General features: G+C 54.8%; 22 protein-coding genes and 1 pseudogene. 11 read left to right on the top strand and 12 right to left on the bottom strand.

From position 1 onward, the window contains the following. The first annotated feature begins 59 nt into the window (after positions 1-59). Positions 60-407 carry an antibiotic biosynthesis monooxygenase gene (locus A3220_RS07030; RefSeq protein WP_044630276.1) on the top strand — a complete coding sequence of 116 codons (348 nt, stop codon included), beginning with the start codon at positions 60-62 and terminating at the stop codon, positions 405-407. Positions 408-460: 53 nt separating this feature from the next. Next, complete coding sequence (locus tag A3220_RS07025; RefSeq protein WP_054641158.1) at positions 461-928, top strand: S-ribosylhomocysteine lyase; 468 nt, start codon at positions 461-463, stop codon at positions 926-928. A gap of 92 nt (positions 929-1020) precedes the next feature. Here A3220_RS07025 and A3220_RS07020 read toward each other — a convergent pair whose 3' ends face one another. The 3 genes from A3220_RS07020 to A3220_RS07010 are packed head-to-tail and all read right to left on the bottom strand — an operon-like array spanning position 1021 to position 6061. Then, positions 1021-1842 carry a DUF3037 domain-containing protein gene (locus tag A3220_RS07020; protein ID WP_054641159.1) on the bottom strand — a complete coding sequence of 274 codons (822 nt, stop codon included), beginning with the start codon at positions 1840-1842 and terminating at the stop codon, positions 1021-1023. After that, entirely contained in the window at positions 1839-2588 is a 750-nt protein-coding gene (locus tag A3220_RS07015) for a HipA family kinase (protein ID WP_058577478.1), read from the bottom strand. Before A3220_RS07015 ends, A3220_RS07020 begins: the two co-directional genes overlap by 4 nt. Beyond that, the gene (locus A3220_RS07010) at positions 2588-6061 is read right to left on the bottom strand and encodes a DNA methyltransferase (protein ID WP_062374030.1); all 3474 of its coding nucleotides are present in this window, start codon (positions 6059-6061) and stop codon (positions 2588-2590) included. The genes A3220_RS07015 and A3220_RS07010 overlap by 1 nt, the downstream gene beginning before the upstream one ends. 171 nt (positions 6062-6232) lie before the next feature. On the opposite strand from A3220_RS07010, the gene A3220_RS07005 reads away from it, so the two are divergent. Together A3220_RS07005 and A3220_RS07000 are read left to right on the top strand one after the other, a co-directional pair. Next, positions 6233-7270, top strand: coding sequence for a CNNM domain-containing protein (locus A3220_RS07005; RefSeq protein WP_062374028.1), 1038 nt, complete (start codon positions 6233-6235; stop codon positions 7268-7270). 105 nt (positions 7271-7375) lie between these two features. After that, positions 7376-8026, top strand: coding sequence for a peroxiredoxin (locus A3220_RS07000; protein ID WP_062374024.1), 651 nt, complete (start codon positions 7376-7378; stop codon positions 8024-8026). Between the two features lie 59 nt (positions 8027-8085). Here the strand turns inward: A3220_RS07000 and A3220_RS06995 are convergent, their stop codons facing one another. After that, positions 8086-8355 carry a sigma factor gene (locus A3220_RS06995; RefSeq protein WP_082051476.1) on the bottom strand — a complete coding sequence of 90 codons (270 nt, stop codon included), beginning with the start codon at positions 8353-8355 and terminating at the stop codon, positions 8086-8088. A 56-nt stretch (positions 8356-8411) separates the two neighbouring features. Between A3220_RS06995 and A3220_RS06990 the strand changes: the two genes are divergently transcribed. Then, positions 8412-9188: a ZIP family metal transporter gene (locus A3220_RS06990; protein ID WP_044630269.1), complete on the top strand. Its 777-nt coding sequence runs from the start codon at positions 8412-8414 to the stop codon at positions 9186-9188. Between the two features lie 2 nt (positions 9189-9190). On the opposite strand, the gene A3220_RS06985 is transcribed toward A3220_RS06990, so the two are convergent. Continuing rightward, the gene (locus A3220_RS06985) at positions 9191-10204 is read right to left on the bottom strand and encodes an isocitrate dehydrogenase (RefSeq protein ID WP_062374022.1); all 1014 of its coding nucleotides are present in this window, start codon (positions 10202-10204) and stop codon (positions 9191-9193) included. A gap of 502 nt (positions 10205-10706) precedes the next feature. On the opposite strand from A3220_RS06985, the gene A3220_RS06980 reads away from it, so the two are divergent. The 3 genes from A3220_RS06980 to cfa all read left to right on the top strand — a co-directional run bounded on the left by A3220_RS06980 (position 10707) and on the right by cfa (position 14387). After that, the gene (locus tag A3220_RS06980; protein WP_062374019.1) at positions 10707-12197 is read left to right on the top strand and encodes a SulP family inorganic anion transporter; all 1491 of its coding nucleotides are present in this window, start codon (positions 10707-10709) and stop codon (positions 12195-12197) included. Positions 12198-12216: 19 nt separating this feature from the next. Continuing rightward, positions 12217-13074: a universal stress protein gene (locus tag A3220_RS06975; protein WP_044630266.1), complete on the top strand. Its 858-nt coding sequence runs from the start codon at positions 12217-12219 to the stop codon at positions 13072-13074. 158 nt (positions 13075-13232) lie between these two features. Beyond that, on the top strand, positions 13233-14387 hold the full coding sequence (gene cfa / locus A3220_RS06970; RefSeq protein ID WP_054641161.1) for a cyclopropane fatty acyl phospholipid synthase: 1155 nt from the start codon (positions 13233-13235) through the stop codon (positions 14385-14387). 93 nt (positions 14388-14480) lie between these two features. Here the strand turns inward: cfa and crcB (A3220_RS06965) are convergent, their stop codons facing one another. Further along, on the bottom strand, positions 14481-14876 hold the full coding sequence (gene crcB, locus A3220_RS06965; RefSeq protein WP_062360962.1) for a fluoride efflux transporter CrcB: 396 nt from the start codon (positions 14874-14876) through the stop codon (positions 14481-14483). Positions 14877-14889: 13 nt separating this feature from the next. Next, positions 14890-15267 carry a fluoride efflux transporter CrcB gene (crcB, locus tag A3220_RS06960; RefSeq protein ID WP_062374016.1) on the bottom strand — a complete coding sequence of 126 codons (378 nt, stop codon included), beginning with the start codon at positions 15265-15267 and terminating at the stop codon, positions 14890-14892. 176 nt (positions 15268-15443) lie between these two features. Between crcB (A3220_RS06960) and A3220_RS06955 the strand changes: the two genes are divergently transcribed. Next, the gene (locus A3220_RS06955) at positions 15444-16298 is read left to right on the top strand and encodes a universal stress protein (RefSeq protein ID WP_058577482.1); all 855 of its coding nucleotides are present in this window, start codon (positions 15444-15446) and stop codon (positions 16296-16298) included. 56 nt (positions 16299-16354) lie between these two features. Here the strand turns inward: A3220_RS06955 and A3220_RS06950 are convergent. Then, positions 16355-18041, bottom strand: a pseudogene (locus A3220_RS06950) (2-isopropylmalate synthase). A 197-nt stretch (positions 18042-18238) separates the two neighbouring features. On the opposite strand from A3220_RS06950, the gene A3220_RS06945 reads away from it, so the two are divergent. Both A3220_RS06945 and A3220_RS06940 read left to right on the top strand, forming a co-directional pair. Beyond that, complete coding sequence (locus A3220_RS06945; protein ID WP_044630259.1) at positions 18239-18715, top strand: Lrp/AsnC family transcriptional regulator; 477 nt, start codon at positions 18239-18241, stop codon at positions 18713-18715. An 82-nt stretch (positions 18716-18797) separates the two neighbouring features. After that, positions 18798-19157 (top strand): RidA family protein, encoded by a 360-nt coding sequence (locus tag A3220_RS06940; RefSeq protein WP_044630258.1) that lies wholly within the window; start codon positions 18798-18800, stop codon positions 19155-19157. 13 nt (positions 19158-19170) lie between these two features. Here A3220_RS06940 and A3220_RS06935 read toward each other — a convergent pair whose 3' ends face one another. The 4 genes from A3220_RS06935 to A3220_RS06920 all read right to left on the bottom strand — a co-directional run bounded on the left by A3220_RS06935 (position 19171) and on the right by A3220_RS06920 (position 25848). After that, on the bottom strand, positions 19171-20034 hold the full coding sequence (locus A3220_RS06935) for a MurR/RpiR family transcriptional regulator (protein WP_054641164.1): 864 nt from the start codon (positions 20032-20034) through the stop codon (positions 19171-19173). Beyond that, positions 20024-21793, bottom strand: coding sequence for an EAL domain-containing protein (locus A3220_RS06930; protein WP_054645095.1), 1770 nt, complete (start codon positions 21791-21793; stop codon positions 20024-20026). Before A3220_RS06930 ends, A3220_RS06935 begins: the two co-directional genes overlap by 11 nt. Next, positions 21790-24420, bottom strand: a complete 2631-nt coding sequence (locus A3220_RS06925; RefSeq protein WP_062374013.1) for a GAF domain-containing protein — start codon at positions 24418-24420, stop codon at positions 21790-21792. Before A3220_RS06925 ends, A3220_RS06930 begins: the two co-directional genes overlap by 4 nt. Positions 24421-24492: 72 nt before the next feature. After that, positions 24493-25848: an aldehyde dehydrogenase family protein gene (locus A3220_RS06920; RefSeq protein ID WP_058577486.1), complete on the bottom strand. Its 1356-nt coding sequence runs from the start codon at positions 25846-25848 to the stop codon at positions 24493-24495. Positions 25849-25916: the final 68 nt, after the last annotated feature.

The raw sequence follows: 25916 nt of genomic DNA, 5'->3' as shown, positions 1-25916 counted from the left end.
GTATCTACCGCTATCGGCCCCATAATGGTGGGCAGAACCCTCCTTACATGGAACACAATATGTCGAAAAAAATCTACTGCATCGCTAGCTTCAAACCCAAGGCCGGTAAAGAGGAAGCCGTATTTAAAGCGCTGCAGACGTTAGAACCCAATACGCACCGCGAAGATGCCTGCTTGCACTACACGGTGACTCGCCAGATCGATAACCCGTTTGCCCAAGGCACTAGCTACCCGATTGTGTTCCATGAAATTTGGGCCAGTCGCGAAGAGTTTGAAGCCCACTGCCAGCGTAAAGAGATTCAAGACTTCTTCGCCAAGCACGTTGAGTCGCCCGATGGCGACATTGAAGACGCCAATGTATGCGTTTACACCGATGAACCGTGGAATTTCGACGCTCCCAAGGTGTAACCGCCTTCAGCGTGTAGAATAGGCGAACGAAAGAGAGCGACGACGGAGCCACCATGACCGAAAAGAAGATGAACGTTGAAAGCTTTAACCTGGACCACACCAAGGTAAAAGCGCCCTACGTACGCTTGGCCGATATTAAAGAGGGCCAGAACGGCGACCGTATCCACAAGTATGACCTGCGGATCTGCCAGCCCAACAAAGAGCACATGGAGATGCCCGCGCTGCACTCCCTGGAGCACTTGATGGCGGAAATGTCGCGTAACCATACCGATAAAGTGGTCGATATCAGCCCGATGGGCTGCCAGACCGGCTTCTATATCGCGCTGATTAACCACGATGATTACGACGATGTACTATCGATCATCGAGAAGACCCTCAACGACGTACTGACCGCCACCGAAGTACCCGCCTGCAACGAAATGCAGTGCGGCTGGGCCGCCAGCCACAGCCTGGAAGGCGCTCAGGAACTCGCCAAAGGCCTGTTAGCCAAGCGCAGTGAGTGGACGGAAGTGTTTGCTTAAACAGCCTTGAGTCGATTCAGAACGCAAAACGCCCCCGTCTGGGGCGTTTTAGTGTGAGCTTGAAAAACTGAAGGCACCTAACGCTGTGTTGACTAAAAAGGTGCTGAAACTGCCTTGAGAATGCTGTGTTGTCCAAGTTGCTCTGGTAGCACACGTGCTGAGTACTCACCCTCTATTTCTTGGCAAATCTCTCGGTATGCTTGCAATTTAGGGCCTTTTTGTACCTTCGGTGCCTGACTAATAAACACCATATCGTCAGGGTTATGGCCAGAAATTTTAAGGCGGCGTAAATGCGCTAGCCACTTATCACCCTTCTCAATAATTTTGCTGGCGTCATCCAAATCAAAACTGATGGGTTTGATGGCCTGTCGTATGTGTGCGCCTTCCTGCCAGACGAACGGCAACTTTACGCGCACGATATCGTTTCCCAGCGTTTGCTCTGTGTAACGACGGTTCAGCGATTTTAGCCATTGCGTGACATCTTTGGTGAGCTGTTCTTCTGGTGATGCTACGTGCTTAAAATCATGATGAACATAGCGGTTGAATAGCTCATCCAGCGCTGCTTGTGGGTCTTTGGCGGCGAGCGTGCCTGGCCTGCTAAAGCGAAACATGGCTTCACGAGGCTCTATTAAATCTTTGAAAATGCGCAGCTGCACCTCAGGTTGGCCTTGGTGCTGGTTGGCTAGATCAACCGTCCTCTTGAGCTCTGTGACGAAATGTTGGCGTGCCTGAGTAAACACTTTTGCTGGCAGTTTATCGAAAAATTGTGTGATGCGTTTGCGAGCAACGGTTTCAACGCGTTGAAGGAACACGCCGTTATTGCAGAGCATGATGATTCCCAGGTTCGCGAACTCACCCGTATCTAGGTAGGGCTGAAAGCGCAGTACTGCATAATTACAAATAATGGCGCTCATATCAGGCTCCAGAAGGAAGGATCGCGTAACCGTGCTAATAGATTGAAGCGCTCTGCCAGTGAGGGGTGTATCTCTGAGGTGTCATCGTCTATATCGTGATAGAGCCACTCCAGAGGAATCGAATCGATGATCATATCCCAATCGTTCAGGGCCGCGTCAAGCACCGCCTCGTGGCGTGCGCGTACTTCCAGGTCCGCAAAACATGCACGTTGATGGCTAAATACATGATTTTCAAAATCGCCGTTACCGTTGATAGGGTCGAAAGCTAGATTATGATCAATCACTACCAAACCGTTCACTGAGCTCCATAGCAGGTTGACGTTGCCTCCTTGAGCGCTCAGGCGACGATCCTCATTGTTAACCCACATATCGAATAGCAAAAGCCGCTGCTGAATCACTTCATCGACTTCTGAGATTTGTGAAAAAAGCAGATCCTGGCTATGCGCAGCGACCTTAGAAGCGAATGCTAGCCCGCCTTTCAGATCGGAGGCGCGAGGCTCCATGGAAAAATCTAGCATGCCTGCTGGAAATCGCATCAAAGCGTACTCAGCGATAGGTAATTCACACCGCCGTGCCAATTCAGCGCAAATGAGTTCAGCGACCAATGACGGTTGGCCAACGCCATGGATACCTTTGACCACGTACTGCTCATCCATAACATCACGCACAATAAATGGCTGAGTGCGGCCTTGAGTTGATTGGCGCAGAATCTCCTTGGCTTCTACGATGCGGGGCTTTTCCATCATCACCTCACCAGCCGCCAGTGTTCATCATCCTGCTGGGCTTGGCCGAGGGCGGCGAGGGCGGAGAGTACCTCGTTGACGCCTTTTAGCGGTTTGCGTTTGAACTGGGCGGCTAGGCTTTCCGCGCTGTGGGGGCTTTGGGCGAGCATGTCGCGCAGCAGTGTGACCTGGGTGGCGAGGTCTTTGGGCCAGGCGGCTTTTGTTTTGTCGGCAGCTGGGGCACTGGCCTCAGCCGTGGTGCTTTGCAGCTCGGTTTGGGTGGGGGCGGCTTCTTCCGGCGCTTGGTAATCCGGGCGTAGCCAGCGTACCTTGCCTTGCGCTTCTTCCGCAGCGCGCTGTTTGTTGAGCGCCACTAGGCGCATCAGCAGCTCTTCTTCGGCTTCTGCCTGGGCGGCGGGTTTATCCGGCAGGGGCGTGGTGGCACCGGGTAAGCCCACGAGTGCTTTTGCCAAGTCATCCCAGCCGTAGGCGTTAAATACCGCGCGGTCTAAGGCGTCGTGGTCGGCGAGCAGGGTGCTGACCAAGCCTTGCTGGTTGATGGTTTGCTCTTTGGCGCTGAGCTCTTCGCCTGCGCGAAGCTTTTCCATCACGTTGTACATGCCGGTAAGCGTCAGCGTTGGGTGCTCGGCCTGTTGACGCTTGCGGTGGGTGTCGATCTGTTCGGCCAGTTGGCCGATCTTCGCCGCCTGCTCGTCGGTAAGTTCTGGAAAGGGGAAAGTCTCGAAGCAGCGGGTTTTTACATAGACTGAATCGTTGCCAACACCCAAACGGCTACCAGCCGCTAATGACCAGAGTATATGCAAGCGGCTTGATAACAGCCCAAACTCTTCACCCTTTTGCAGAGCAATATTGATTAGCTTGTTGTCTGGTAAAATATCGGCATCTAAAAACGTAAATAGGCGATGTTTTGCTGTTTCTACCGTGGAGATGTATCGCGGCAGACCTGCAGAGTAGTCTCGCCATTCTGGCCTTGGTCGGCCATGAAGCCACCATTTTTCGCGAATGCTTTTATCTTTATTTTGATCGCGCTCAGGTTTAACACGCTCGACTACCCATTGGTAAATTGATGGGTAATGCGTTTTTGCTTCGTCGGCGGTTAGTCCGAAGAGGTCTATCACTTTGACACCGCGTGGCGTCTGGGTCATATCCCGTCCGTTGCGGTAATTGCGAATCACACTTTCATATGCTGGTTTACTTTCAAGGCCAAGTTGATTCGCTTCATCAGGATTAACAATAAAACCAGAGCCAAACAGCATCACACCACGGCTACTCAAGTTCTGATTGCTTTCGAGTGTTACCGTCCCAGCCACATCCGCCCCAATACTCAAATCGGCAAACACCTTGCCCTCGCGGCGGCTTAGGGCCACATTGCGGGCTTCGCGGCCTTCATCGCTGTTTTCATTAGTCACTTGCTGTAGCAGCCCAGGCGCTTCGCCTGCACGGCCCACGGTCATGGCGATACGCACGGCGGCACCGTCGTTGCCATCGACCCAGGGGTGGTCGGGAATCGCGAAGGTGAGCGAGAGCGGCTTTTTAGCATCGTTTAAATGTGGTTCCAGTACGCGGCGGTTGAAGGTTTGGCGCAGGCTGTTGGTGGTAATAAAGCCAAACTGCTGGGCGTGGCCGTTGCGCACCGCCTCGGCGGCAATGTGCCACCAGTACATCACAAAATCGGCAGATTCCGGCACCGTGCCTTTAAATACCTGACGCACGGCGTCTACATAGCCATCGCCGAGGGCGCGGCGCATGGTAGAGGCCCCAATAAACGGCGGGTTGCCGACAATGTAATCCGCTTCTGGCCACTCGGCACGCCTGGGGTTGTGGTAGCGGTACACGGGGGTGCGGGCGGCTTCATCGGGGATCAGCTCGCCGGTGGCGGGGCTTTTCTTCATGCTGATGCCGTCCCAAATGGTGACTTCTTTGCCTGCGTCATCCAGCAGCGGCTCGCGGCGTTCAAATTCTATCAGCGCATCGCGGTTTTCGATGTTGTGGAAGTCTTTGAGAATTGGCTCGGGCAGGTCGAGCTTGCCGTTAATGCGGTAGTGCCACTGCAGGTAACCAATCCACAGCACAATTTCGGCAATGGCGGCGGCGCGGGGGTTAATTTCCATGCCGAGGAACTGCTGGGGCGAAACGGTTAGCCCTTCGGCGTCTAGCGAATCTTGCCCGCCATCAAGCTCGGCTAAGCGGTTGAGCACTTCACCTTCCAGGCGCTTCATGTGTTCTAGCGCTACGTATAAGAAGTTGGCGCTGCCACAGGCGGGGTCCAGCACGCGTATTTGGCAGAGCTTATGGTGGAACGTACGCAGCTCTTTGTTTGCCTTGGTAGTTTGGCTTTTCTGGAGATAAGCTTCTGCGACTACTTTTACTGTATCCCACTCCCGGCGTAGTGGCTCAATCAGCGTAGGCATGACCAGCCGCTCGACGTAAGCGCGGGGCGTGTAGTGGGCACCTAGTTTGTGGCGTTCGCGGGGGTCGAGGGCGCGCTCCAACAGCGTGCCGAAAATGGCCGGTTCCACAAAGCGCCAGTCGGCTTTGGCGGCATCAATCAGCAGTTGGATTTGCGCGGGGGTGAGCGGGATGGGGTCAATGCCTTTAAACAGGCCGCCGTTAAAGCGCATCACCTTGGCCGTGAGTACGCCGCTAAAACCACCGCTGTTCATGCTTTCCCACAGCGAGCCAATAGCGTCGGTAAAGTGCTCTGGGGTTTCTTTCATGCGCTCTAAAAACGCGGTAAAGCTGCCTTTGGGCAGTAGCTCTACATCTTCACTGAACATGGTGAACAGGCAGCGCTTCAAAAAGTGCGCCACGCGGTCTACTTCATAACCGTCGGCTTCCAGTGCTTTGGCAAGCTGGGCTAGCGTTGCGCTGACTTCACGGGTCACGCGGGCAGCGTATTGGCTCGGGTCTAGGGTGTCGGGCGCTTCCCACAGGGCTTTTAGGCGTTGTTGAACCTCAGGTTGGCGCAGGTCTTCCAGTTTGATGCGGTAGTTGCGCGGGTCGGGGAAGGGGATGTAGTTGCCCCCAGAGCGCGAAAATTCCGAATACAGTGCTAGGGTGCGGCCCACATCCGTTACCACAATAAACGGCGGGCGGCCTTCGTTGGCGGGCAGGGCGCGCACGTACTGGTCGGCTTGGTTGAAGGCCGATTCCATCGCTTTATCCCAGCCTTTGGTTTCTAGCCCTTTGCCGGTTTGCTTGGCTTCCAGTACAAAGGCGCCGCGCTTGTAGAGGTCGATAAAACCGCGGTTCTCGCTGCCGTCGGGGTTTTGAATATCTACCCGGCGCTCAAAGGTGTAGGCGTTTTCACTGTTGTCTTTGCTGGCGGGGTCGGGTGTGGGTAGCGCAAGCAGTGCGCATAGCTCTGAAAGGAACAGCTGGTAGTTGGCCTTTTCGGTGCCGGTGGTGCCCTTCCAGCGGGTAATGAAGGTCTCAACAGCTTCAGGCGTAGCAACAGCAGCGGGCGCGTCAAACATCAGCAAGCATCCTTTCAGGCAGCAGTATTTAACAAGGTTATTTAACTAGATTAAGAGAGGTTAGATGTTAGCATGGGTATCTAAGTGAAAAAGCCCTTTTGTTGAACCGCCACTTGCTTCTGGCGGTCAGTGCCCCTATAACGCATTTATCATCAACTACATGAGCCTTCCATGTTCCTCCTCGTCACGATTGCCACCTTTTCAATCGCGTTCTCCTTTCTGTGTTCTATTCTTGAGGCAGCGCTGCTGTCGATTACGCCGAGCTATATTGCCAAGCAAAAAGAAGACAATCCCAAACTTCACACCGCGCTGACCAAGCTGAAAACCAATATCGATCGGCCGCTTGCCGCGATTCTGACGCTCAATACGATTGCTCATACGGTCGGGGCAACGGCGGTGGGTGCTCAGGCAGCGGTTGTGTTTGGTGAGTCATCTATTGCGATTGTCTCTGCCGTGATGACCATGCTGATTCTGATTCTTTCAGAGATCATCCCCAAGACGATCGGTGCTACCTACTGGCGTGGCCTGGCGCCGCTGTTGCCGAAGCTGCTCAACCCGATGATTATGGGTCTGCTGCCGTTTATTTGGATGTCGGAGCAGATTACCCGCCGCTTAGGTAAGTCAGAGCATGACGTGGATCTGCGCGATGAGATCAAAGTGCTGGCGCGGGTTGGCCTGGAACAGCAAGTGTTGGACGCTGATGAGTCGCGCACCATCATCAACATGCTCAACCTGCACGAAATTGCGGTGAGTAAGGCCATGACGCCTCGCACCGTGTGTGAGACCGTGCCACCAAACATGTCCGTTAGCGAATTTGACGAGCAGTACGGTAAAGCGCCGTTTACTCGCTTCCCGGTGATGGATAACGGCGAACAGGCATTTGGCTACGTACACAAGGCGGATATGTACCATGCCGACGATACCAAAACGATGCGTGAGCTGATGCACCCCATTGGTAGCGTCGACGTCTCCAATAATGTGGAGCAGGTATTTACCTCCATGTTGAAAGATCACCTGCACATGCGGGTGGTTTACGATGAGCACGGCACTTTTGTAGGGTTGATCACGCTGGAAGATATTATTGAGACCATTCTCGGCCAAGATATCGTCGATGAAACTGACAGCGTGGCGAACCTGCGCCACTATGCGAAACAGCGTTGGATCAAACGTATTAAACGCGAAGATAAGAATGTGAAACCAGCAGAGTGAACGCTGCCATAACCTCATTGTCTTAGCGCTAAACGTTCTTCTATAGTGAAGGCGTTGAAAGTCATATAAGGTATGAGAGCCACTTCACTTTAACGAGGAGCAACGATGTCATTACGTATCAATGCAGTCGTGCCTGATTTCGAAGCAGAGACGAGCCACGGTCCGATCCGTTTTCACGATTGGATTGGCGACAGCTGGGCGATTCTGTTCTCACACCCAAAAGATTTCACGCCGGTATGCACCACGGAGTTCGGCGCCGTCGCAACGCTGAGTGCCGAGTGGGAGAAGCGTGGCACCAAGGTCATCGGTGTGTCCGTCGATGGTGTAGAGGAACACAAGCGCTGGGCTGGCGACATTGAAACCGTGAGCGGTAGCAGCGTCGGCTTCCCGATCATTGCGGATGAAGACCTCAAAGTCTCCAAGCTGTTCGATATGCTGCCGGAAGATGCTTACCTGCCCGATGGCCGCACGCCAGCGGACAGCGCCACCGTGCGTTCGGTCTTCATCATCGGCCCGGATAAGCAGCTAAAGCTCTCCATGACCTACCCGATGACCGTAGGCCGTAACTTTGCTGAAATTTTGCGTGCGCTGGATGCGCTGCAAACTACGGCAAAGCATGGCATTGCCACCCCGGCGGATTGGACAGTCGGCCAGGATGTCATCATCCCGCCCAGCGTCTCAGACGAGGACGCCAAGCAGAAATTTGGTGAGTTTGACACCGTGCTGCCCTACCTGCGCAAGACCAAGCTGCGTTAATCGCGCGCAAGCAGTCGATCGGAAGCCCCGCCAGTGCCACTGTCGGGGCTTTTTTTATGCTAGGCGGGTTCTTCTAGTGGCTGCCAGCGCCCCTGTTTTTTCTGGTGGCGTAACTGATCTAGAATCTTGAATTTCAAGATGCCAAATACCCAGGTTTCAAACTCTGAGCGGCCTTCAAACGTCGTGCTTTTTTCAAAGGCGGTCAGTAAAGTTTCTTGAACGGCATCTTCGGCGGCGGCTGAGTCCCTTAGCTGTAAGCGCGCAAAGGCAAGTAGGCGAGGGCGCATGTAGCTGAAATGCGTGGCGGCCAGTGAAGCGGTGATGGTCACAGTGTCCCCTTGTCGTTGCTGGTTCCTTCTCATCGCACATCGAGTTTACGATATTCATGGAAAATACGCTGTTATTAGGATTTTTAGGCAGTTTGGTGGCTGGGCTATTGACCGCCGTGGGGGCGTTGCCCGTGCTGCTGGGCAAAACGCCAAGTCGGGGGTTTCGTGATTTAGCGCTGGGCTTTGCGGCCGGGGTGATGCTGGCGGCTTCGTTTTTTTCCCTGATCATTCCTGCCCTGGAGGCCGCAGAAATCTATTACGCCGGCGGGCCGGTGCCCGCAGCGCTGGTATGCACTGCGATTTTGCTCGGCATGGGGGCCATTGCGCTGCTCAACGAGGGGTTGCCCCACGAGCACTTTCAACAGGGGCGGGAAGGGCCCGAAGCCGCATCGCTGCGCCGCGTTTGGCTATTCGTGTTTGCCATTGCGATTCACAATCTGCCGGAAGGGTTAGCGGTCGGCGTTGGTTTTGGTGCCAATGGCCTAGAAGGAGGTATGCCGCTAGCGATAGGTATTGGCTTACAGAACATGCCGGAAGGGCTGGCGGTGGCCGTCGCGCTGATGGGCGAGGGTTACTCCAAGTGGCGCTCCTGGTCGATCGCCGCGTTGACCGGGCTCATCGAACCGATTGGGGGGCTCTTTGGTGCTAGCGTCGTCACCGTCTCCCAAGTACTGCTGCCTTGGGGGTTGGCGTTTGCGGCAGGGGCCATGCTCTATGTGATCAGCCATGAAATCATTCCCGAAACCCACCGCTGCGGCCATCAGAAGAAAGCGACGTTTGGCCTGGCGATGGGCTTGGTGATCATGCTGTTTCTCGATGTGTGGCTGGGCTAGGCTCAGCGTTGCAAGTGTTCTACGAGCGCCTGGGCAAAAGTATCGGTAGTGCCGGTGCCGCCCATATCGGGTGTCACCATGTCGCGGCGGTTTTCGAGCACGGCGCGAATCCCCTGACGAATGGCATCCCCCTTGGCGGTCATGCCGAGATGGTCGAGCATCTGGGCGGCGGCGAGCAGTAGGGCACAGGGGTTGGCAATTTTCTTGCCTGCAATGTCGGGGGCTGAGCCGTGTACCGCTTCGAAAATAGCTGCTTTCTCACCGATGTTCGCCCCTGGGGCGAGGCCCAAACCGCCTACGAGACCGGCGCAGAGGTCGGATAGAATATCGCCGAATAGGTTGGTGGTGACCACCACATCGAACTGATGAGGGTTCATGACCAGCTGCATACAGGCGTTATCCACGATCATCTCTTGGAATTCGATCTCGGGATACTCGCTGGCGATGTCGCGGGCTACGTCCAAAAACAGGCCGGAGCTGGTTTTGATGATGTTGGCTTTGTGAACGGCAGTGACTTTCTTGCGACCGTTTTGCTTGGCGAGTTCAAAGGCGTAACGCACGATGCGCTCGGAGCCTTGGCGGGTCACCTTGATCACTGAAATGCCCGTGTTGCCGTCGTCAATCATCTCCTGGCCATCGGAGAGGTAAGCCCCTTCGGTGTTTTCCCGCACGGTGATCATGTCGATATCATCGTAGCGGGAGCGGGTGCCCGGAAAGCTGATGGCGGGGCGCACGTTGGCATAGAGGTCAAAATGGCGGCGTAGCTGCACGTTGATGGATGAAAAGCCCTTACCAATTGGCGTGGTGAGCGGGCCTTTCAGGGCAATGCCGTGCTTTTCAATGGCATCCAACGAGGCTTGTGGAATCAGCGTGCCGTGCTTTTCAAGCGCTACCAGACCTGCGTCGATAAACTCGTAGTTCAGCCCGCACTCAAGGGCGTCTAACACTTGCAGGGTGGCGTCCATTATCTCAGGGCCGATGCCATCGCCTTTAATCACTGCGACTGTCTGGCTCATGTGCGGTTCCTCTCGTTGGTAGGGTAGAAAGTGGCGAGGAAAGGGCGGTGGGGCCGCCGTTTGAGTGCCATGGTAAGCCAAGCTTAGAGGGAAGGTCATCGTCTAAACGTCTAGGGTGGCGGGTGCGAATTGGCCTGTTTGCTGGTAGAATGCCGCGCTCAAGGCGACTGGAACGCACTTAGCTGCCGCCATCTCGCCTGAATAACGATGTTAAAACAGCAAGGTTTATCTGTAATGATCAATGCAATGGCAGCCGTTGCTCTGCCGACACCAGGGCTGATGACTCCACCCTAGGTTCTCCCTCCTTAATTAGCGCCATAACGCTCTTCGCGTTATATCGGTGCTATGGCACCCCGTTGCTGCTATTTGGCTATCGGCGCGTTTGCGTCTTCGATTGGTAGCATTCATCCGACAATCTATTACTAACGTGCGCTCTTGTGCTGCCTTTGTGTGCGGCTGCGGCGCGCAATGTCTTTAGCCCCCTAACCATTGGACTCCCTGAATGGCACTTTTCAGTAAGCATGAGTGGTTCTCTAACATTAAGGGCGACACGCTCTCAGGTATTGTCGTCGCGCTGGCGCTAATTCCTGAAGCGATCGCCTTTTCAATTATCGCGGGCGTGGATCCAAAAGTGGGGCTTTACGCCTCGTTCTGTATCGCGGTGATTATCGCCTTTACCGGTGGCCGCCCAGGTATGATCTCTGCGGCCACCGGTGCCATGGCGCTTTTGATGGTAACGCTAGTGCGTGAGCATGGCTTGGAGTATCTGCTGGCCGCCACGCTGCTGACCGGCGTGCTGCAAATTATCGCGGGTTACCTGCGCCTGGCGGAACTGATGCGCTTTGTTTCTCGCTCGGTGGTCACCGGGTTTGTGAATGCGCTGGCGATCCTGATTTTTATGGCGCAACTGCCGGAGCTTACCAATGTGACGTGGCATGTGTATGCCATGACGCTGGCTGGCCTGGGGATTATCTACTTGTTCCCTTATTTGCCGAAGATTGGCAAGTCGGTTCCTTCGCCCCTAGTGTGCATCGTGGTGCTGACCGTGGTGTATATGGTGAGCGGTATGGATATTCGCACCGTGGGCGATATGGGCGAGCTGCCGGATACGCTGCCGGTTTTCCTATGGCCGAACGTGCCGTTAAATCTTGAAACCCTGATGATTATTTTTCCCTACGCCGTGATGCTGGCAGTGGTGGGCCTGCTTGAGTCGATGATGACCGCCACGATTGTGGATGATCTTACTGATACACCCAGCGATAAAAACCGCGAGTGTAAAGGCCAAGGGGTGGCTAATATTGGCGCTGGTTTAATGGGCGGTATGGCTGGTTGCGCGATGATTGGTCAGTCGGTGATCAACATTAAATCGGGTGGCCGGACGCGTTTATCGACGCTGATTGCGGGCGTGGTGCTGCTGTTGATGGTGGTGTTCTTGTCAGACTGGGTATCGCAAATTCCCATGGCGGCGCTGGTCGCGGTGATGATTATGGTCTCGATTGGTACCTTTAGCTGGGAGTCCATTCGCGATCTGAAAAAGCATCCGATGAGCACCAATGTCGTCATGCTGGCGACCGTCGCGGTGACCGTCGGTACCCATAACTTAGCGATGGGGGTTTTTGTCGGCGTGCTGCTGGCGGCGCTGTTCTTCGCCAATAAAGTTAGCAACATCATGTACGTCGGCTCAAAAGAAATAGAGGCCGGTAAAGAGCGCGAATACCAAGTGGTTGGACAGGTGTTTTTTGCCTCGTCTGAGCGCTTTATGGCCGCGTTCGATTTCAAAGAGAGCATCGATAAGGTGACCATTAATCTCTCGAAGGCGCACTTCTGGGATGTGACCGCCGTTCAGGCGCTTGACCGCGTGGTGATTAAATTCCGCCGTGAAGGCACCGAGGTTGAACTGGTAGGCCTAAACGAAGCAAGCGCCACCGTGGTGGACCGCTACGCCGTTCACAACGACCCGGAAGCCGTTGAAAAACTGATGGGCGGCCACTAAACCAGGCAAGGAGAACAGCATGACTGAACACGTACTCGCCGCCATTGACGGCTCCCAATTTGCCGAAGGCGTTTGTGATTACGCCGCCTGGGCAAGCCTGGCTCTTGATGCACCTTTGAGCTTTGTGCACGTAGTGGATAACCACTCCGGGGCACCCGAAGAGCAAAATTTATCCGGCAGCCTGCGCTTTGGCGCTCGCGAAAAGCTGATGGAAGAACTCTCAGCGCTTGATGAGCAGCGTGCCAGGGTAAATCGTGAGCAAGGCAAGCTGATGCTCGAAGCGGCCAAGGCCAGGGCGGTGGAAGATGGGGTAAGTAGCCCCACGACCCGCCAGTTAAACGGCACGCTAGTGGAAACACTGGTAGAGCTGGAAAAAGACGTGCGCCTGCTAGTGGTAGGCAAGCGCGGCGAAACCGCCCACCAGGCAAGTGGGCACCTGGGCGCTAACCTAGAGCAGGTGGTGCGCGAAATGCACCGCCCGATTTTGATGGTGCCGAAAGCCTTTCAGCGGCCGGAAAAGGTGCTGATTGCCTTTGATGGCAGCCAAACCGCCCGCAAAGGGGTGGAGATGCTGGCCCGCTCGCCGCTATTTGCGGGGGCAACCTGCCATGTACTGATTGTAGGAGCAGAAACAGCCGAGCACCGCAGTGAGCTGGCGTGGGCGCTAAACACTTTGCGTGAAGCAGGGCATCATGCAGAAGGCGCGATTCGCGCGGGTGAAGTGGATGACGCTTTGCAAGCTTACGAGCAGGAAAGCGGTATTGATCTACTGGTGATGGGAGCCTACGGGCACTCGCGCATTCGTCATTTGCTAGTAGGCAGTACCACCACGGCCATGCTGCGAAGCAGCCGGATACCTGTGTTAATACTGCGTTAACCGCTTATCAACATCGCTTAAGCCGGGCTGCTCGTAAGAGCAGCCCGGCTTTTTTTGTGGGAGGTTGTTGATGCTGCAGTGCAATACTGTGCTATTCGATACTATGCTGTTAGGCAGGTTGTTACCTATCCACTCTCTGGAATAGCGAGGAGCCTGCCGTGCCAACGTTGGAAAAATCGCCTATTGGCTTTGATGCAACCTCACCCTCTCACCGTTTTATTGCCGAGCTATTGCGCGAGGCTGACATTCAACTGGATGGGAGCCGCCCTTGGGATATACAGCTGTACGCACCCGGCGTTATCGATAGTGCTCTTTCGCGAGGTAATCTGGGACTTGGCGAAAGCTACATGCGAGGGGAGTGGGATGCCATACGGCTAGATGAGCTGTTTTACCGCATCATGCGTGCCCAGCTTGGCCAACGCATTAAGCCCACCCAGCTGATTTACCACTCGCTACGTTCACGCCTGCTCAACCGCCAAACAGCGAAGCGGGCGTGGGAAGTAGGGGAGAAGCACTACAATCTCGGCAACGACTTTTATGCCGCGATGCTCGACCAGCGGATGACCTACACCTGTGGCTACTGGAAACATGCCCAAACGCTGGATGAAGCCCAGGAAGCCAAGCTTGATCTTATTTGTCGTAAGCTCCAGCTAAAACCAGGGATGCGTGTTCTGGATATCGGCTGCGGCTGGGGCAGTTTTATGGGCTACGCTGCCGAGCATTATGGGGTGGAGTGTGTGGGCCTGACCATTTCTAAGGAGCAGGCTGAATTTGGGCAGCGGCTGCTAAGAAAAGGCTTACCGGTAGAGTTTCGCCTGCAGGATTATCGTGATGAAAGCGAGACGTTTGACCGCGTAGTGAGTATCGGTATGTTTGAGCACGTAGGTCATAAAAATTATCGCGAGTATATGAGTGTTGTTCACCGCTGCTTAAAAGATGATGGACTATTTTTGCTGCATACCATTGGTAAAAACTTAAGCAATACCGTGACCGACCCTTGGATTGATAAGTATATTTTCCCCAATGGTGAGCTGCCTACCTTAGGGCAAATCACAGACGCCGCCGAAGCACTGTTTGTTATTGAAGATCTACATAACTTCGGGGCTGACTATGATCGCACCTTAATGGCTTGGCACCATAACTTCGAAACCCACTGGCCGCGATTTAAAGAGCAGTATGGCGAGCGCTTTTACCGCATGTGGCGCTATTACCTGCTGGTGTGTGCAGGGGCTTTTCGCGCCCGGCAAATTCAGCTCTGGCAACTAGTGATGAGCAAGCAAGGGATACTTGGTGGATACTCCCGTGTTAGCTAACCACTCGCCCCGGCAGCAGTTTGTGGCAGCCAGAGGATCAAGGAGAGATAAACCTAGGGCTGCTGCTGTTCGAGCGACCCGCGTATCAAAAGGTTAGGCCGCTGGTGGGTGTGAAAAGGCCAAACGCTCGCCCATCCAGGCGGAGAATACACAGAGGGGCAGGCTGCCTATGCCGTACAGCAGCGCCAGCCCCATACTGCCCTGCTGTGCCAAGTGCAGCGTTTCCAGGCTGAAGAGCGAAAAGGTAGTGAAGCCGCCGCAAAACCCTGCCACTAACAGCGGCTGCCAGCGCGCCAGTTTGCCATGTGGCGCGCGAGACGCTGTCGCGGCTAACCAGCCGATGAGGCAGGAGCCCAGCACGTTTACCAATAGCGTTCCCCAGGGAAAGTGGGTACCCAGCATGACCATTGAAGCCAGCGAAACGCTATAGCGAAGAACGCTTCCTATAGCGCTGCCAAGGCCGACGGCTAGATAGGCGTTGATACTCATCAAGGACTCCTTGCTAACCCTGGGCCAACCACCAGCCTAGCGCTGTCATGGCGATGCCTAATAGTAACGTAGCGACCATATTGAGCGCGGCGCGAATTGCCTGGCCGCGCTGCCACAGCTCAAGGGTTTGCAAGCTAAACGACGACACCGTGGTATAGCCGCCTAACAGGCCCGCTACCGCAAATAGCCAAAGCGACTGCGTATTAGCCACGCCGTAAACGCCTAGTAGCCAACCTGCTAATAGCGTTCCGCTAGCATTGACGCAGAGTGTTCCCCAGGGGAAGGCTTTACCCAGCGCATGAGCCATCGCGTTGGAAATGGCAAAGCGCCCGATACCCCCCAGTGCGCCGCCCAGTGCCACGAGTAATACGCTGGTGATGCCATGTCCCATGCTGCTCCTCGCCCTATGATGAATCTATTGATAGGCGGCTAATTGTAGCATCTGTATCCATCAAGGTCGGAGCGCCTAAAAACGTGCCGCTGACGGTGTTGCTGTCCAACGTCTTCGTGTACAACAGAGTCAGAATAACGACAACGTTTGGTGCACCCTCTCAAGGAGAAGCCAGTATGTCTGATTACGTGTTAGCAGCCATTGATGGGTCCCACTATGCAGAAAGTGTGTGTGACTATGCGGTTTGGGCAGCCACGGCGCTTTCGGCACCGCTGCGTTTTCTTCACACCGTTGATAACCACACGCAGGTGGCGGAGCCTGACTTAACCGGCCATCTAGGCCTGGGCACGCGAGAACATCTTCTGGAACAGCTCTCGGATATTGAAGAGCAGCGCGGCAAGCTTGCTCGCCAGCAGGGGCGCTTGATATTGGATGCCGCAAAAGCGCGGGTAGAAGCGGCTGGGTTTGCAGAGCCGCCCTGTATGCAGCGCAATGGCACCCTGGTGGATACCTTGGCCGAGCATGAAAAAGAGATCCGCTTGCTAGTGCTAGGAAAGCGAGGGGAAACGGCCCACCAAGCCAGCGGCCACTTGGGCTCTAACCTTGAGCGCGTGGTACGTGAGCTTCACCGTCCCATCTTGATGGTGCCGAAGGCGTTTACGCTGCCCAAACGCGTGCTGATGGCCTTCGATGGCAGCAAAACAGCGCGAAAAGGCGTTGAAATGCTGGCGAAAAGCCCCTTGTTTGATGACGCATCGTGCCATGTGGTGATTGTGGGCGCAGAGACTGCAGAGAATCACTCGCAGCTGCAGTGGGCTATGGATACCCTCCAGGCCGCAGGCCACCAAACCGAAGGCGCTATTCGCGCCGGTGAGGTGGAAGAGACGCTGCGCGCTTATAAGCAAGAAAAGGACATTGACCTGCTCGTGATGGGGGCTTACGGCCACTCGCGCATTCGCCATCTGCTGGTGGGCAGCACCACCACGGCAATGCTGCGTAACGCGCATTTACCGGTGTTGATACTGCGCTGAATAGCGGTTGACGCTAAACCCTGGCCGCCGCTACCCCTTAGCGGCGGCCAGGCGGCTTACGCGAGGCTGGTGGCGGCCTCTGGCTGAGTGGTGCGGGTTGCTTGCGCTGCGTTAATCCCCGATAGCACCGCTTTAAGCGAGGCGCTGACCGTGTCGCTATCTTCCGCCACGGCACAGATGCGCTGCCCATCAATATTAAGCTGCACGAAGGCAATGGCGTTGGCCTCGCTGTCGCCGCCTAGCGAGTGCTCGCTGTAATCGAGAATGGCCACATGGGTGCCGGTATGTTTCTTCCAGGCGTCGGTGAATGATGACATCGCGCCATTTCCCGTGCCGGATAAGCGCAGCGTTTCGGCACCCTGCCACAGCGTCACATCGATACCTTCCTGCTGCCCCTTCGAGAGCCGGTAGTCGGCCAGCGCTAGGGGGGCGTCATGGGAGAAGTTATCGAACATCACTTGGCGAATCATCTCGCTAGAGAGCTCGCTGTTACGTCGCTCGCTCTCTTTCTGCACGTAAGGGGCCAGCGCTAGCATCATCCAGCGGGGCAGGTTAATGCCGTAGTCGCGCTCTAGCAGGAAGGCCATGCCGCCCTTGCCCGACTGGCTGTTGACCCGAATAACGGCTTGGTAGTCCCGCCCAATATCATGAGGGTCGATCGGCAGGTAGGCCACTTGCCATGGCTCGTCGGGCTTCTGGTGTTTGAGCGATTTGCGAATCGCATCCTGGTGGCTGCCTGAGAAGGCGGTGTAGACCATTTCGCCTACCCAGGGGTGGCGGGGGTGCATCGTAATGCCGGTACATTCGTGAACCACTTGAATGATCTCGTCTGGATTGGAAAGATCCAGCTCGGGGTCAATCCCCTGGCTGTAGAGGTTCATCGCCAGCGTGACAATATCCATATTGCCGGTGCGTTCGCCGTTACCCAGCAAGGTGCCCTCTACCCGGTCGGCACCCGCTAACAGTGCAAGCTCAGCCGAGGCCACGGCACCGCCGCGGTCGTTATGGGTATGCACTGAAATAATCACGCTGTCGCGGCGGCTAATGTGCTGGCAGAAATACTCGATTTGGTCGGCGTGATGATGCGGGCCAGCCACTTCTACTGTGGTGGGCAGGTTAAGAATGCACTTGTTGTCTGGGGTGGGCTGCCAGACATCCATCACCGCTTCGCAAATAGCCAGTGAGAAGTCGATTTCCGTGCTGGAGAAGCTCTCCGGCGAGTACTGGAAGCGCCAATCAACGTCTGGATATTGCGCGGCATAGGTTTTCACCCAGGTCGCCCCTTGCACGGCGATATCGGTAATACCATCGCGGTCCATCTCGAACACCCGCTCTCGCTGAATGGTCGAGGTGGAGTTGTACAGATGGATAATGGCGCGTTTAGCGCCCACCAGCGAAGCAAACGTTTTTTTCGATCAGGTGTTCGCGGCACTGTACCAGCACGGCAATGGTGACGTCCTCAGGGATTTGGTCCTCTTCGATCAACCAGCGCACGAAGTCGTAATCCGGCTGGCTGGCGGAGGGGAAGCCCACCATGACTTCCTTAATGCCCACTTTAATAATCTGGTGCCAAAAGCGCTGCTTCTGCTCAACTGTCATGGGCTCCAGTAGGGCTTGGTTACCATCGCGTAGGTCTTCGCTTACCCAGATAGGAGCGTGGGTAAGCTCCCGGTCGGGCCACTGGCGGTTAAAGGCGGGCACCCGCGGAGCAGGGCGATATTTGCGATGATCAAAAGCAGCCATGGTAAGTTTCCTGAAAACGTTGAGTTGTTTGGGGCGGCCGCTTGTGGCGTCAGCCGCTTTTAAGACGATCCTGCTTGTGACAGTCACACCAGTTTACTCAACTTGCCTTGAAAGGTTATTGCGAAAAAATGGCATTATTGAGAGTAAGTGGCAGAATGTATCAATATATGCTTTTTTATTGGTAGGAGCTGTCGGCTATGACGGTATCACCCTTGACGCTGGATCGTTTTGATCGGCGTATTCTGGATGTGCTGCAGGTGGAAGGGCGCATTAGTAACCAGGAGTTGGCCGAGCGTATTGGCCTTTCGCCATCGCCCTGCTTACGCCGGGTGCGGGCGCTGGAGGAGCATGGGCTGATTACCCAGTACCGTGCGGTGGTGGATGCGCGCCCGCTGGGGTTTCAGCTGATGGCATTGCTGCACATCTCGATGGACCAGCACACCCCTGAGCGGTTTGATAACTTCGAGCGACATATTCGCACTATCCCCAACGTGGTGGAGTGTTTGATCATTACCGGGCAAGCAGCGGATTTTCAGCTCAAAATTCTGGTGAAGGATATGGATGATTACCAGCACCTGCTGCTGCACGTCATCAACCGAATTGAAGGGGTTACCGGGGCCCATACGAGCTTCGTTTTGCGCCGCGTGTTTGAACATCGTCCCGTGCCCACCTAATGCGCGTTGGCTAACGAAGCATAGGCAGTGGCTTGGTGGCGGTTTACACTAGTTTTTTTTCATCTTCTTAGGAGATTAATCTATGAGCATTCAGCGTCATGATACAAAAGCTCGTATGAGCCGCGCCGTGATTCACCAGGGCGTTGCCTATTTATGCGGTCAGGTGGCGGGTCCTGAGGCGCGCCATGGCGACATCAAAGCGCAAACTGAGAGCATGCTGGCGCGGGTAGATGCGCTGCTAAAAGAGATTGGCTCCAGCCGCGAGCAGCTGCTAAGTGCCACTATCTACCTGAAAGATGGTGGCGATTTCGCAGCGATGAACGAAGTATGGGATGCCTGGGTGCCAGATGGCTATGCACCGGCACGCACCTGCGTATGCGCGCCAATGCCTGCCGACGAGTTAAAAGTGGAAATTACCGTCACCACCGCTGTGGACGCGTAACCACTAGCGACGCTTATTTAGTGGGCTTTTCCGCTGGAAAGCGGGTATCGCGCAGGCTGTCTTTGATCTTTTTCAGGTGCGGCAGAAAATCTTCGCCGCGCCTAAGCGTTACCCCGGTGGCGAGCGCATCAATTAAGGTGAGCTGAATAACTCGTGAGGTCATCGGCATATAGTGGTCGGTGTCCTCTGGAGTGGCGACTTCAAGCGTGGCGGTGCACTCCTGTGAGAGCGGAGAGTTCGGTGCGGTAATGCCGAGTACGACGGCGCCTGCTTCCCTGGCCACTTTGGCGATATCCACCAGCTCCCTGGTGCGTCCGGTATAAGAGATGATCACCACCACATCGCCGGTGTGGCAGGCGGCGGCTACCATGCGCTGCATCAGCACGTCTACATAGGCCATGACCGGCAGGTTAAAGCGGAAAAACTTATGCTGCGCATCTTGCGCCACGGCACCTGACGCACCCAGCCCAAAAAAGTGAATCTGCTTGGCCTGCGTCAGATAATCCACCATCCGCTCGACGGCGGCCATATCCACTTCACGCTGGGCTTCGTCCAGCGCGGCAATGGTGGCCCCAAAGATTTTATGGGTGTACTGCGTGGCAGTATCGCCGGGCTCAACGGCGCGGGTGACGTAGGGCGTGCCCCCCGCCAAGCTTTGGGCCAGCTTGATTTTAAAATCCGGGTAGCCTTTGGCGCCAAAGTTACGGCAGAAACGGTTAACGGTCGGCTCGCTGACACTAGCTGCCTGGGCAAGGCTTGCGATGCTCAGGCTGGTGGCCGCGGCGGGGTCTTCCAAAATTACGTTCGCGACTTTGCGCTCTGAGCGGTTCAACTCTTCTAAGCGTTCCCGTAAGCGGTCTAGCAGGTCATGCGCCATTAACAGACTCCGTGGCAGGCGTTAAGTTTGGGTGAGGTTTCCAATTCGTGCACCAGCGATAAAATTCATCGGCGGGCAACGGACGAGCATAGTAATACCCCTGTGCAGCTTCGCAACCAATAGAACGTAAGTAGTCTGCTTGAGCTGCGGTTTCGATGCCTTCAGCCACCACATTACAGCCTACTGCATGGGCTAACTGGGTGATGGTCAGAGCCAGTTGGCGATCCACCGTGTCTTTTTCCAAGTCCAGCACAAAGGCGCGGTCAATCTTTAGGGTTGAAAAAGGTAGTGTCTTTACATAAGCCAGCGAGGAGTGCCCGGTACCAAAATCATCGATGGCAACAGCAATCTTTGCTTCGGTCAATTGAGCTAACTGGATGCGCGCGTTGTGCATATCGCTGAGCAGGCCGGATTCGGTGACCTCTAAAGCAAAAAAGCGCTCAGGAATGTTGTGCTTAGCTAAGCGTGTTAGTAGGTTTTGAGCAAAATCCTTACGTGCCAGCTGGCGGGCTGCCACGTTAACCGCAATATGGAAGCGGTCATTAAGAAGCCCTTGCTGGCGCCACTGCACAATATAGCGCATGGCCTCTTCTAGCACCCACTCACCAATGGAGAGAATATCACCGCTTGCCTCGGCAAGGGGGATGAAATCTGCAGGTGACACATGACCAAGTTCTGGATGGTACCAGCGGAGCAGGGCTTCCGCGCCGATGACTTGCTGGGTGGCGAGCGATAGCTTGGGCTGAAACGCCAGTGACATTTCCCCCCGTTGGGTTGCCCCGCGAACCGCCTGTTGCAGGTGTAGGCGATGACGCTGCTGGGTTTCCAGAGTTTCGTTGTAGTTTTGGATACGTAAAGAGCCGTTTTGGGGCAGGGCTAGGGCGGCCATGTGCACAAGTCGCTCGGTTTCAAAATGGCCATGGGACCAGCTAATACCCATGCGGGCGTTGAGCGGTAGCAGTAAATCGCCCAGCGTCTGGTCATGGTCGAAACAGCTTAGTAGACGAGAGGCTAACTGCCGTAGCCCGGTGAGCTCAGCACTTTGGGTGATCACCAGTAGCTCGCTGCCGCCCCAGAGTCCTAATGTACATTTAGGGGATAATTGGGCGTTTAAGCGGTGGCTGATATGCATTATTAACTGGTCTGCAATACCGTAGCCATGGAGTCGAACCGCATCGTCCAAGTGATCCAAAGCAATAAACAGCAGCCCAGTGCCGTGCCCTCGTTGAGCGGCTTCTTGCAATAGCTGTGTCAGTGCCCGCCGGTTGGGTAGCTGTGTGATGGGGTCGGTGCGTGACTGGTGATCAAGCTCTTCTGTCCGCTTGGCAACCATTTGCTCCAGGGTTTCTGCTTGTTTATCGCGAACCTGGTAGCGATGCTCGACATCAAGCGTATTACGAATGCGTTGGAGCACTTCATCGTGCTTAAACGGTTTGGTAAGGAAGTCACGAATGCCCATTTTAAGCGCCCGGTGGCGGGTGTCGTCGTCAATTTGGGCGGTCAGTACAATGACGGGGGGCGTCTGGTCTGCAAAATGTTCCTGCAGCTGCTCCATCACCGCGTAGCCATCTATATGAGGCATACGGATATCGAGCAAAATCAAATCGGGCAACTGCTGCTGACAGTAGGCAAGTACGTGACGCGGGTCGCTTAGCCCATGCACATTGTCAAACCCATGATCGTCTAATAGGTCGAGAAGCAGCTCAATATTCACGCTGTTGTCGTCAACAACAAGCAGGTGTTTGTTCATAAATATCATGGAGCCTTCCTTGGTGCGTCTGTTGCCGGTGCAGCGGAAAAATAGGTGCTGAGCGTTGCCGATAGCTTGTCGATATCGATAGGTTTGGTCAGGTAATCAGCAAAACCAGCGGCTAAGCCGTGGGTTAAATCACGTTCCATCGCATTGGCAGAGAGCGCAACTACATTAATATGCTTCAGTTGCGTATCGTTTTGTATGGCAGCGAGGGCTTGGTAGCCGTTCATCCCCGGCAGGTGGATATCCATAAGTACAAGATCAGGCGGTGAGTGACGCATAATCTCAAGCCCGAGTTCAGCGCTATTAACGGTTTGAAGGTCCACGTGGGGGAAGTCATCAATAATGTCTTCCATCAGGCGTTGGTTGGTGGGGTTATCCTCAATATAAAGCAGTCGATAATCGCGCTGAGCTTTTTCCGCATCGGCCAAGGTGCGTGTTGCGGTCTGTTCTGTTAGTGGGGCAACGTTGGCAACAGGGAGCGTAAACCAGAAAGTAGATCCTTCGCCCGGCTGGCTGTCCACGCCAATACACCCCGACATGCGCTCAACCAGTTCTCGAGTGATTGCTAGCCCAATACCCGTGCCTTCGATGGTGCCGTACTCAGCGTCTAGGCGATTAAACGGCTCAAAGAGTTCCTCTTGCCGCTCGGGGGCAATACCCGGTCCTGTGTCACTAATGCTGAAGCGTAGTTCAGAATCTTGCTGCGTTACCCCAATGGTAATGGCGCCGTGCTCGCGGTTGTACTTGATGGCATTAGATAACAGGTTGAGCAGTATCTGTTTCGTGCGGGTGTAGTCAGCAGAGACAGACCAGGTACTGTTTATTGGGTAGCGAATTAACTGAATGCCAGTGGCATTCATATTAGCTTCTAACGTGTTGCAAGCATCTTCAATGACGCCTTCGATAGAGATCGGTTCTATGGAGAGGGTCATATGCCCAGCTTCAATTTTCGCTAGATCAAGCACTTCGTTAATTAAGCTCAACAAGTGTTGGCCGCTCTTCTCAATTTGGCCGACCTGGCGCTGTTGCTTCTCGCTAAGAGGGTCGCGTCGCCCTTTACTGAGTAACTGGGCAAAACCAATGATGGCATTTAGCGGGGTACGTAGCTCGTGGCTCATGGAAGAGAGGAATTCACTCTTCGCCTTATTCGCTTTCTCTGCCTGATCCCGTGCGGCCGCTAAGTCTTTGGTGACTTGTTCGCGCTCGGCCATTTGGCGATAGAGATTAATCAGTAGGGCGCAGGTGTCGGTAAACGGCTGTAGCCAGTCCAGCAGCGCTTGGCTAAGAGGCTGCTGGCTGTTGGCAATAGCGAACATGCCAATCAGCTGGTCGCCGTTGAAAATAGGCGCGCCCAAATAGTTATTGATCCGTGGGTGGCCCGGTGGGAAACCGCCACGCTTGGCATGGCTATACACATCATCGGTAATCACCACGTTGCCATAGGCATAAACCTGCCCTAGTAAGGAGTTAGGGTTGGTAAGCATCATATCGCCACTGCGCAGCTTCTCCATCAGCTCGCGGGACTCTTTGTTCCACGAGAGATCGGTAATGGCGTGTATTTTCAGCGCGTTGGTGGTCTCAGTTGGTAGTACTTCACCAATCAGCGCGTAGTCGCTGTCGGTTAGCTCACGCAGTGCTTCCATCAGAAAGGTCCAAAGCCGCTCGCCGGACATTAGTGCCTGGTAGTCGGTAATGCCCTGATGAAGCACTTGTAATAAGCGGCGTTCCCGGTTTACGCGATGTTTTGCTTTATTAATATCTGAAAGGTCAGTGAGTATCGCCAGAAACTCAACAAATTCCTGACGGTCATTGTGGATGGCATTTACTACCAAGTGTACGGGAATCTGATGCCCTTGCTTGTGGCGCACCACGGTTTCGCGCCCTTTTCCAACGCTCTGTTCATTAGCATCAGAAGAGAAGTAGCGGCTAATTAAATAATTGTATTTCTCCGCGGTCTCTGGGAAGGCGAGCATTCCCACATTGTTGCCGACAACTTCTTCTGCTTGGTAGCCCAATAAGTTGAGTGCAAATGGATTAATGGCGATGACATTTCCCGCCCGATCGACGCGTAGTTTACCTGTCGCACTTTTGGTAAAGAGTGCTTCAAGCTGTTTTGCCGTACGTGAAAGCCGCTCCTTAAGCTCATGTTGGCGGAGCAATTCATCTACCTGCTTGGCTAAATTGTGCAGGATGCGATGATCACGCTCAGTAAAGGTGCGTGGTTGTTCACCAATTAAGCACAGCGTACCAACGGGTAACTGGTCATCGCTGGGGCAAAGCGGGTGGCCTGCATAAAAACGGATATGAGGCTGCTCTAATACCAATGGGTTATCAGCGAAGCGCGGGTCGTTTTTGGTATCTTCAATGACTAAGGGGCGATTAGCTGCTACGGCATGAGCACAAAATGAGATATCACGGTTGGTTTCATAGGCCTCAAGCCCGCTGTGAGCTTTAAACCATTGGCGCTCTTTATCAACCAACGATACTAAAGCAATCGGCACATCAAACAGTTCGCAGGCCAGCTCAGTGATGCGATCAAAGGCTGTGTCGGCAGGTGTATCGAGAACATTGAGTGCATGCAAGGCCGTCAGGCGCTGTGTTTCATTATTAGGTAGGTCGGCGGCTTGCATAATGTTTCCTAAACGTAGTGGCCTGTAACTATAAGGCGTATTCAGTGAATATCGGACATTAGCTTAATAGCTTTAGTCAAGCCCGAGTAATTTCAGCAACCAACGTCGATAAGGGGGGCTTAACCACCGGCTGGTGGGGCGCTGGGATTGATAAAAGACGCCGCGCAAATGGCTAAAACGTTCAAAACCGTGACGGCCGTGGTAAGCCCCCATGCCGCTTTCACCAACGCCTCCAAAGGGTAAAGAGGAAACGGCGTGGTGCAGCAGCGTCTCATTAAACACCAGCGCACCAGAGCGGGTGGTATGACGAAGGGATTCCTGGAGCGCCTTGTTACGGGTGAACGCGTAGAGAACGAGTGGGTGAGGGCGAGCATTAATAAAACGAATGGCGTCGTCCATTTGCTTAACGCTAATAAGCGGCAGGATGCGGCCAAAAATCTCCTCCTGCATTAGCGCTAAACCCTGGTGCGGGTCGATGACGAGCGCGGGGGAATGGGTGCCTTGGTCAATTACACGGCAGCCGTGGTCGCGTGCTTCATCCAATAGCTGCTTGATGCGCGCTTGGTGGACATCGCTCACATAGCCGGTGGCCTCTTTTGCGTTTGGCCGCTGATGTTGGATGGCTCGCTCTAAAGCGTGAGTAAGGGCGTCAAGGTGGCGGCTCTCAACCAGTACATAGTCCGGCGCTATGCAGGATTGTCCCCCATTCATGCCTTTGCCAAAGATAATCGCGGCGGCCGCCTGTTCTAAATCAGCGTCACCCGCGACAAGCGCAGGTGATTTGCCACCCAGCTCCAGCGTGACGGGGGTGAGGTGGGTTGCCGCGGCAGCGGCTACTTGGCGGCCCGTTGCGCTTGAGCCGGTAAAGAGCAAGTGATCAAACGGCAGCGCGCTAAATGCTGTGGCGATATCAGCGCCACCTTCCACCACGCCAAACTCTTCGTCGGTGAAGTATTGAGGCACCAGTTTGGCCAATAGAGCGCTGGTATGTGGCGCCTGCTCACTGGGCTTTACCAGTACCGTATTACCTGCGGCGAACGCATCTACCACCGGCATCAAAGCAAGATGCCAAGGGTAGTTCCAGGAGGACATCACTCCCACAATGCCAAGGGGCTGAGGGGCAACGTGAGCACGAGCGGGCCACATTTTCCAAGGTACGCCTGCTCGGCGAGGGCGCATCCAGTGCCATAAGTGGCGGCGTGCATGGCGAATTGCTTGCAGCACAGCGCTAATTTCAACAAGGTGTATTTCTACGTCGCTACGCTGGCCAAAGTCGGTTTGGATTGCTCGCACGATCTCTTGCTGATGGCGCTTCGTCATTTTGGCTAAGCGGGCCAAACGTTCTCGGCGCACCCCTAACGTTGGAAATGGCGCTTGGCCAGCCGTATGACGCTGAGCATTAAACATACTCGTCAGGTCGCGCTTCATAGCCTCTCCTTGGAATCATCCGTTATTGACAGTGCTGGTTTCATTGCGCGTGGGTGCAGTGTTTATCG

It is taken from the genome of Halomonas sp. KX33721 (assembly GCF_001596805.1).
GTDB lineage: Bacteria > Pseudomonadota > Gammaproteobacteria > Pseudomonadales > Halomonadaceae > Vreelandella > Vreelandella aquamarina.
The sequence above is the reverse complement of the archived record's forward strand: the minus strand, read 5'-3'. Positions and strand labels throughout refer to the sequence as shown.

What these genes read in the sequence shown, in the direction of transcription:
- A3220_RS06940 (WP_044630258.1), top strand. Translation starts at nt 18,798, where the DNA reads ATGAGCATTCAGCGTCATGATACAAAAGCTCGTATGAGCCGCGCCGTG.
- A3220_RS06930 (WP_054645095.1), bottom strand. Translation starts at nt 21,793, where the DNA reads ATGATATTTATGAACAAACACCTGCTTGTTGTTGACGACAACAGCGTG.
- A3220_RS07025 (WP_054641158.1), top strand. Translation starts at nt 461, where the DNA reads ATGACCGAAAAGAAGATGAACGTTGAAAGCTTTAACCTGGACCACACC.
- A3220_RS06980 (WP_062374019.1), top strand. Translation starts at nt 10,707, where the DNA reads ATGGCACTTTTCAGTAAGCATGAGTGGTTCTCTAACATTAAGGGCGAC.
- crcB (WP_062374016.1), bottom strand. Translation starts at nt 15,267, where the DNA reads ATGGGACATGGCATCACCAGCGTATTACTCGTGGCACTGGGCGGCGCA.
- A3220_RS07030 (WP_044630276.1), top strand. Translation starts at nt 60, where the DNA reads ATGTCGAAAAAAATCTACTGCATCGCTAGCTTCAAACCCAAGGCCGGT.
- A3220_RS06935 (WP_054641164.1), bottom strand. Translation starts at nt 20,034, where the DNA reads ATGGCGCATGACCTGCTAGACCGCTTACGGGAACGCTTAGAAGAGTTG.
- A3220_RS07020 (WP_054641159.1), bottom strand. Translation starts at nt 1,842, where the DNA reads ATGAGCGCCATTATTTGTAATTATGCAGTACTGCGCTTTCAGCCCTAC.
- A3220_RS07010 (WP_062374030.1), bottom strand. Translation starts at nt 6,061, where the DNA reads ATGTTTGACGCGCCCGCTGCTGTTGCTACGCCTGAAGCTGTTGAGACC.
- crcB (WP_062360962.1), bottom strand. Translation starts at nt 14,876, where the DNA reads ATGAGTATCAACGCCTATCTAGCCGTCGGCCTTGGCAGCGCTATAGGA.
- A3220_RS06990 (WP_044630269.1), top strand. Translation starts at nt 8,412, where the DNA reads ATGGAAAATACGCTGTTATTAGGATTTTTAGGCAGTTTGGTGGCTGGG.
- A3220_RS07005 (WP_062374028.1), top strand. Translation starts at nt 6,233, where the DNA reads ATGTTCCTCCTCGTCACGATTGCCACCTTTTCAATCGCGTTCTCCTTT.
- A3220_RS06975 (WP_044630266.1), top strand. Translation starts at nt 12,217, where the DNA reads ATGACTGAACACGTACTCGCCGCCATTGACGGCTCCCAATTTGCCGAA.
- A3220_RS07015 (WP_058577478.1), bottom strand. Translation starts at nt 2,588, where the DNA reads ATGATGGAAAAGCCCCGCATCGTAGAAGCCAAGGAGATTCTGCGCCAA.
- A3220_RS06925 (WP_062374013.1), bottom strand. Translation starts at nt 24,420, where the DNA reads ATGCAAGCCGCCGACCTACCTAATAATGAAACACAGCGCCTGACGGCC.
- A3220_RS06945 (WP_044630259.1), top strand. Translation starts at nt 18,239, where the DNA reads ATGACGGTATCACCCTTGACGCTGGATCGTTTTGATCGGCGTATTCTG.
- A3220_RS06985 (WP_062374022.1), bottom strand. Translation starts at nt 10,204, where the DNA reads ATGAGCCAGACAGTCGCAGTGATTAAAGGCGATGGCATCGGCCCTGAG.
- A3220_RS07000 (WP_062374024.1), top strand. Translation starts at nt 7,376, where the DNA reads ATGTCATTACGTATCAATGCAGTCGTGCCTGATTTCGAAGCAGAGACG.
- A3220_RS06920 (WP_058577486.1), bottom strand. Translation starts at nt 25,848, where the DNA reads ATGAAGCGCGACCTGACGAGTATGTTTAATGCTCAGCGTCATACGGCT.
- A3220_RS06955 (WP_058577482.1), top strand. Translation starts at nt 15,444, where the DNA reads ATGTCTGATTACGTGTTAGCAGCCATTGATGGGTCCCACTATGCAGAA.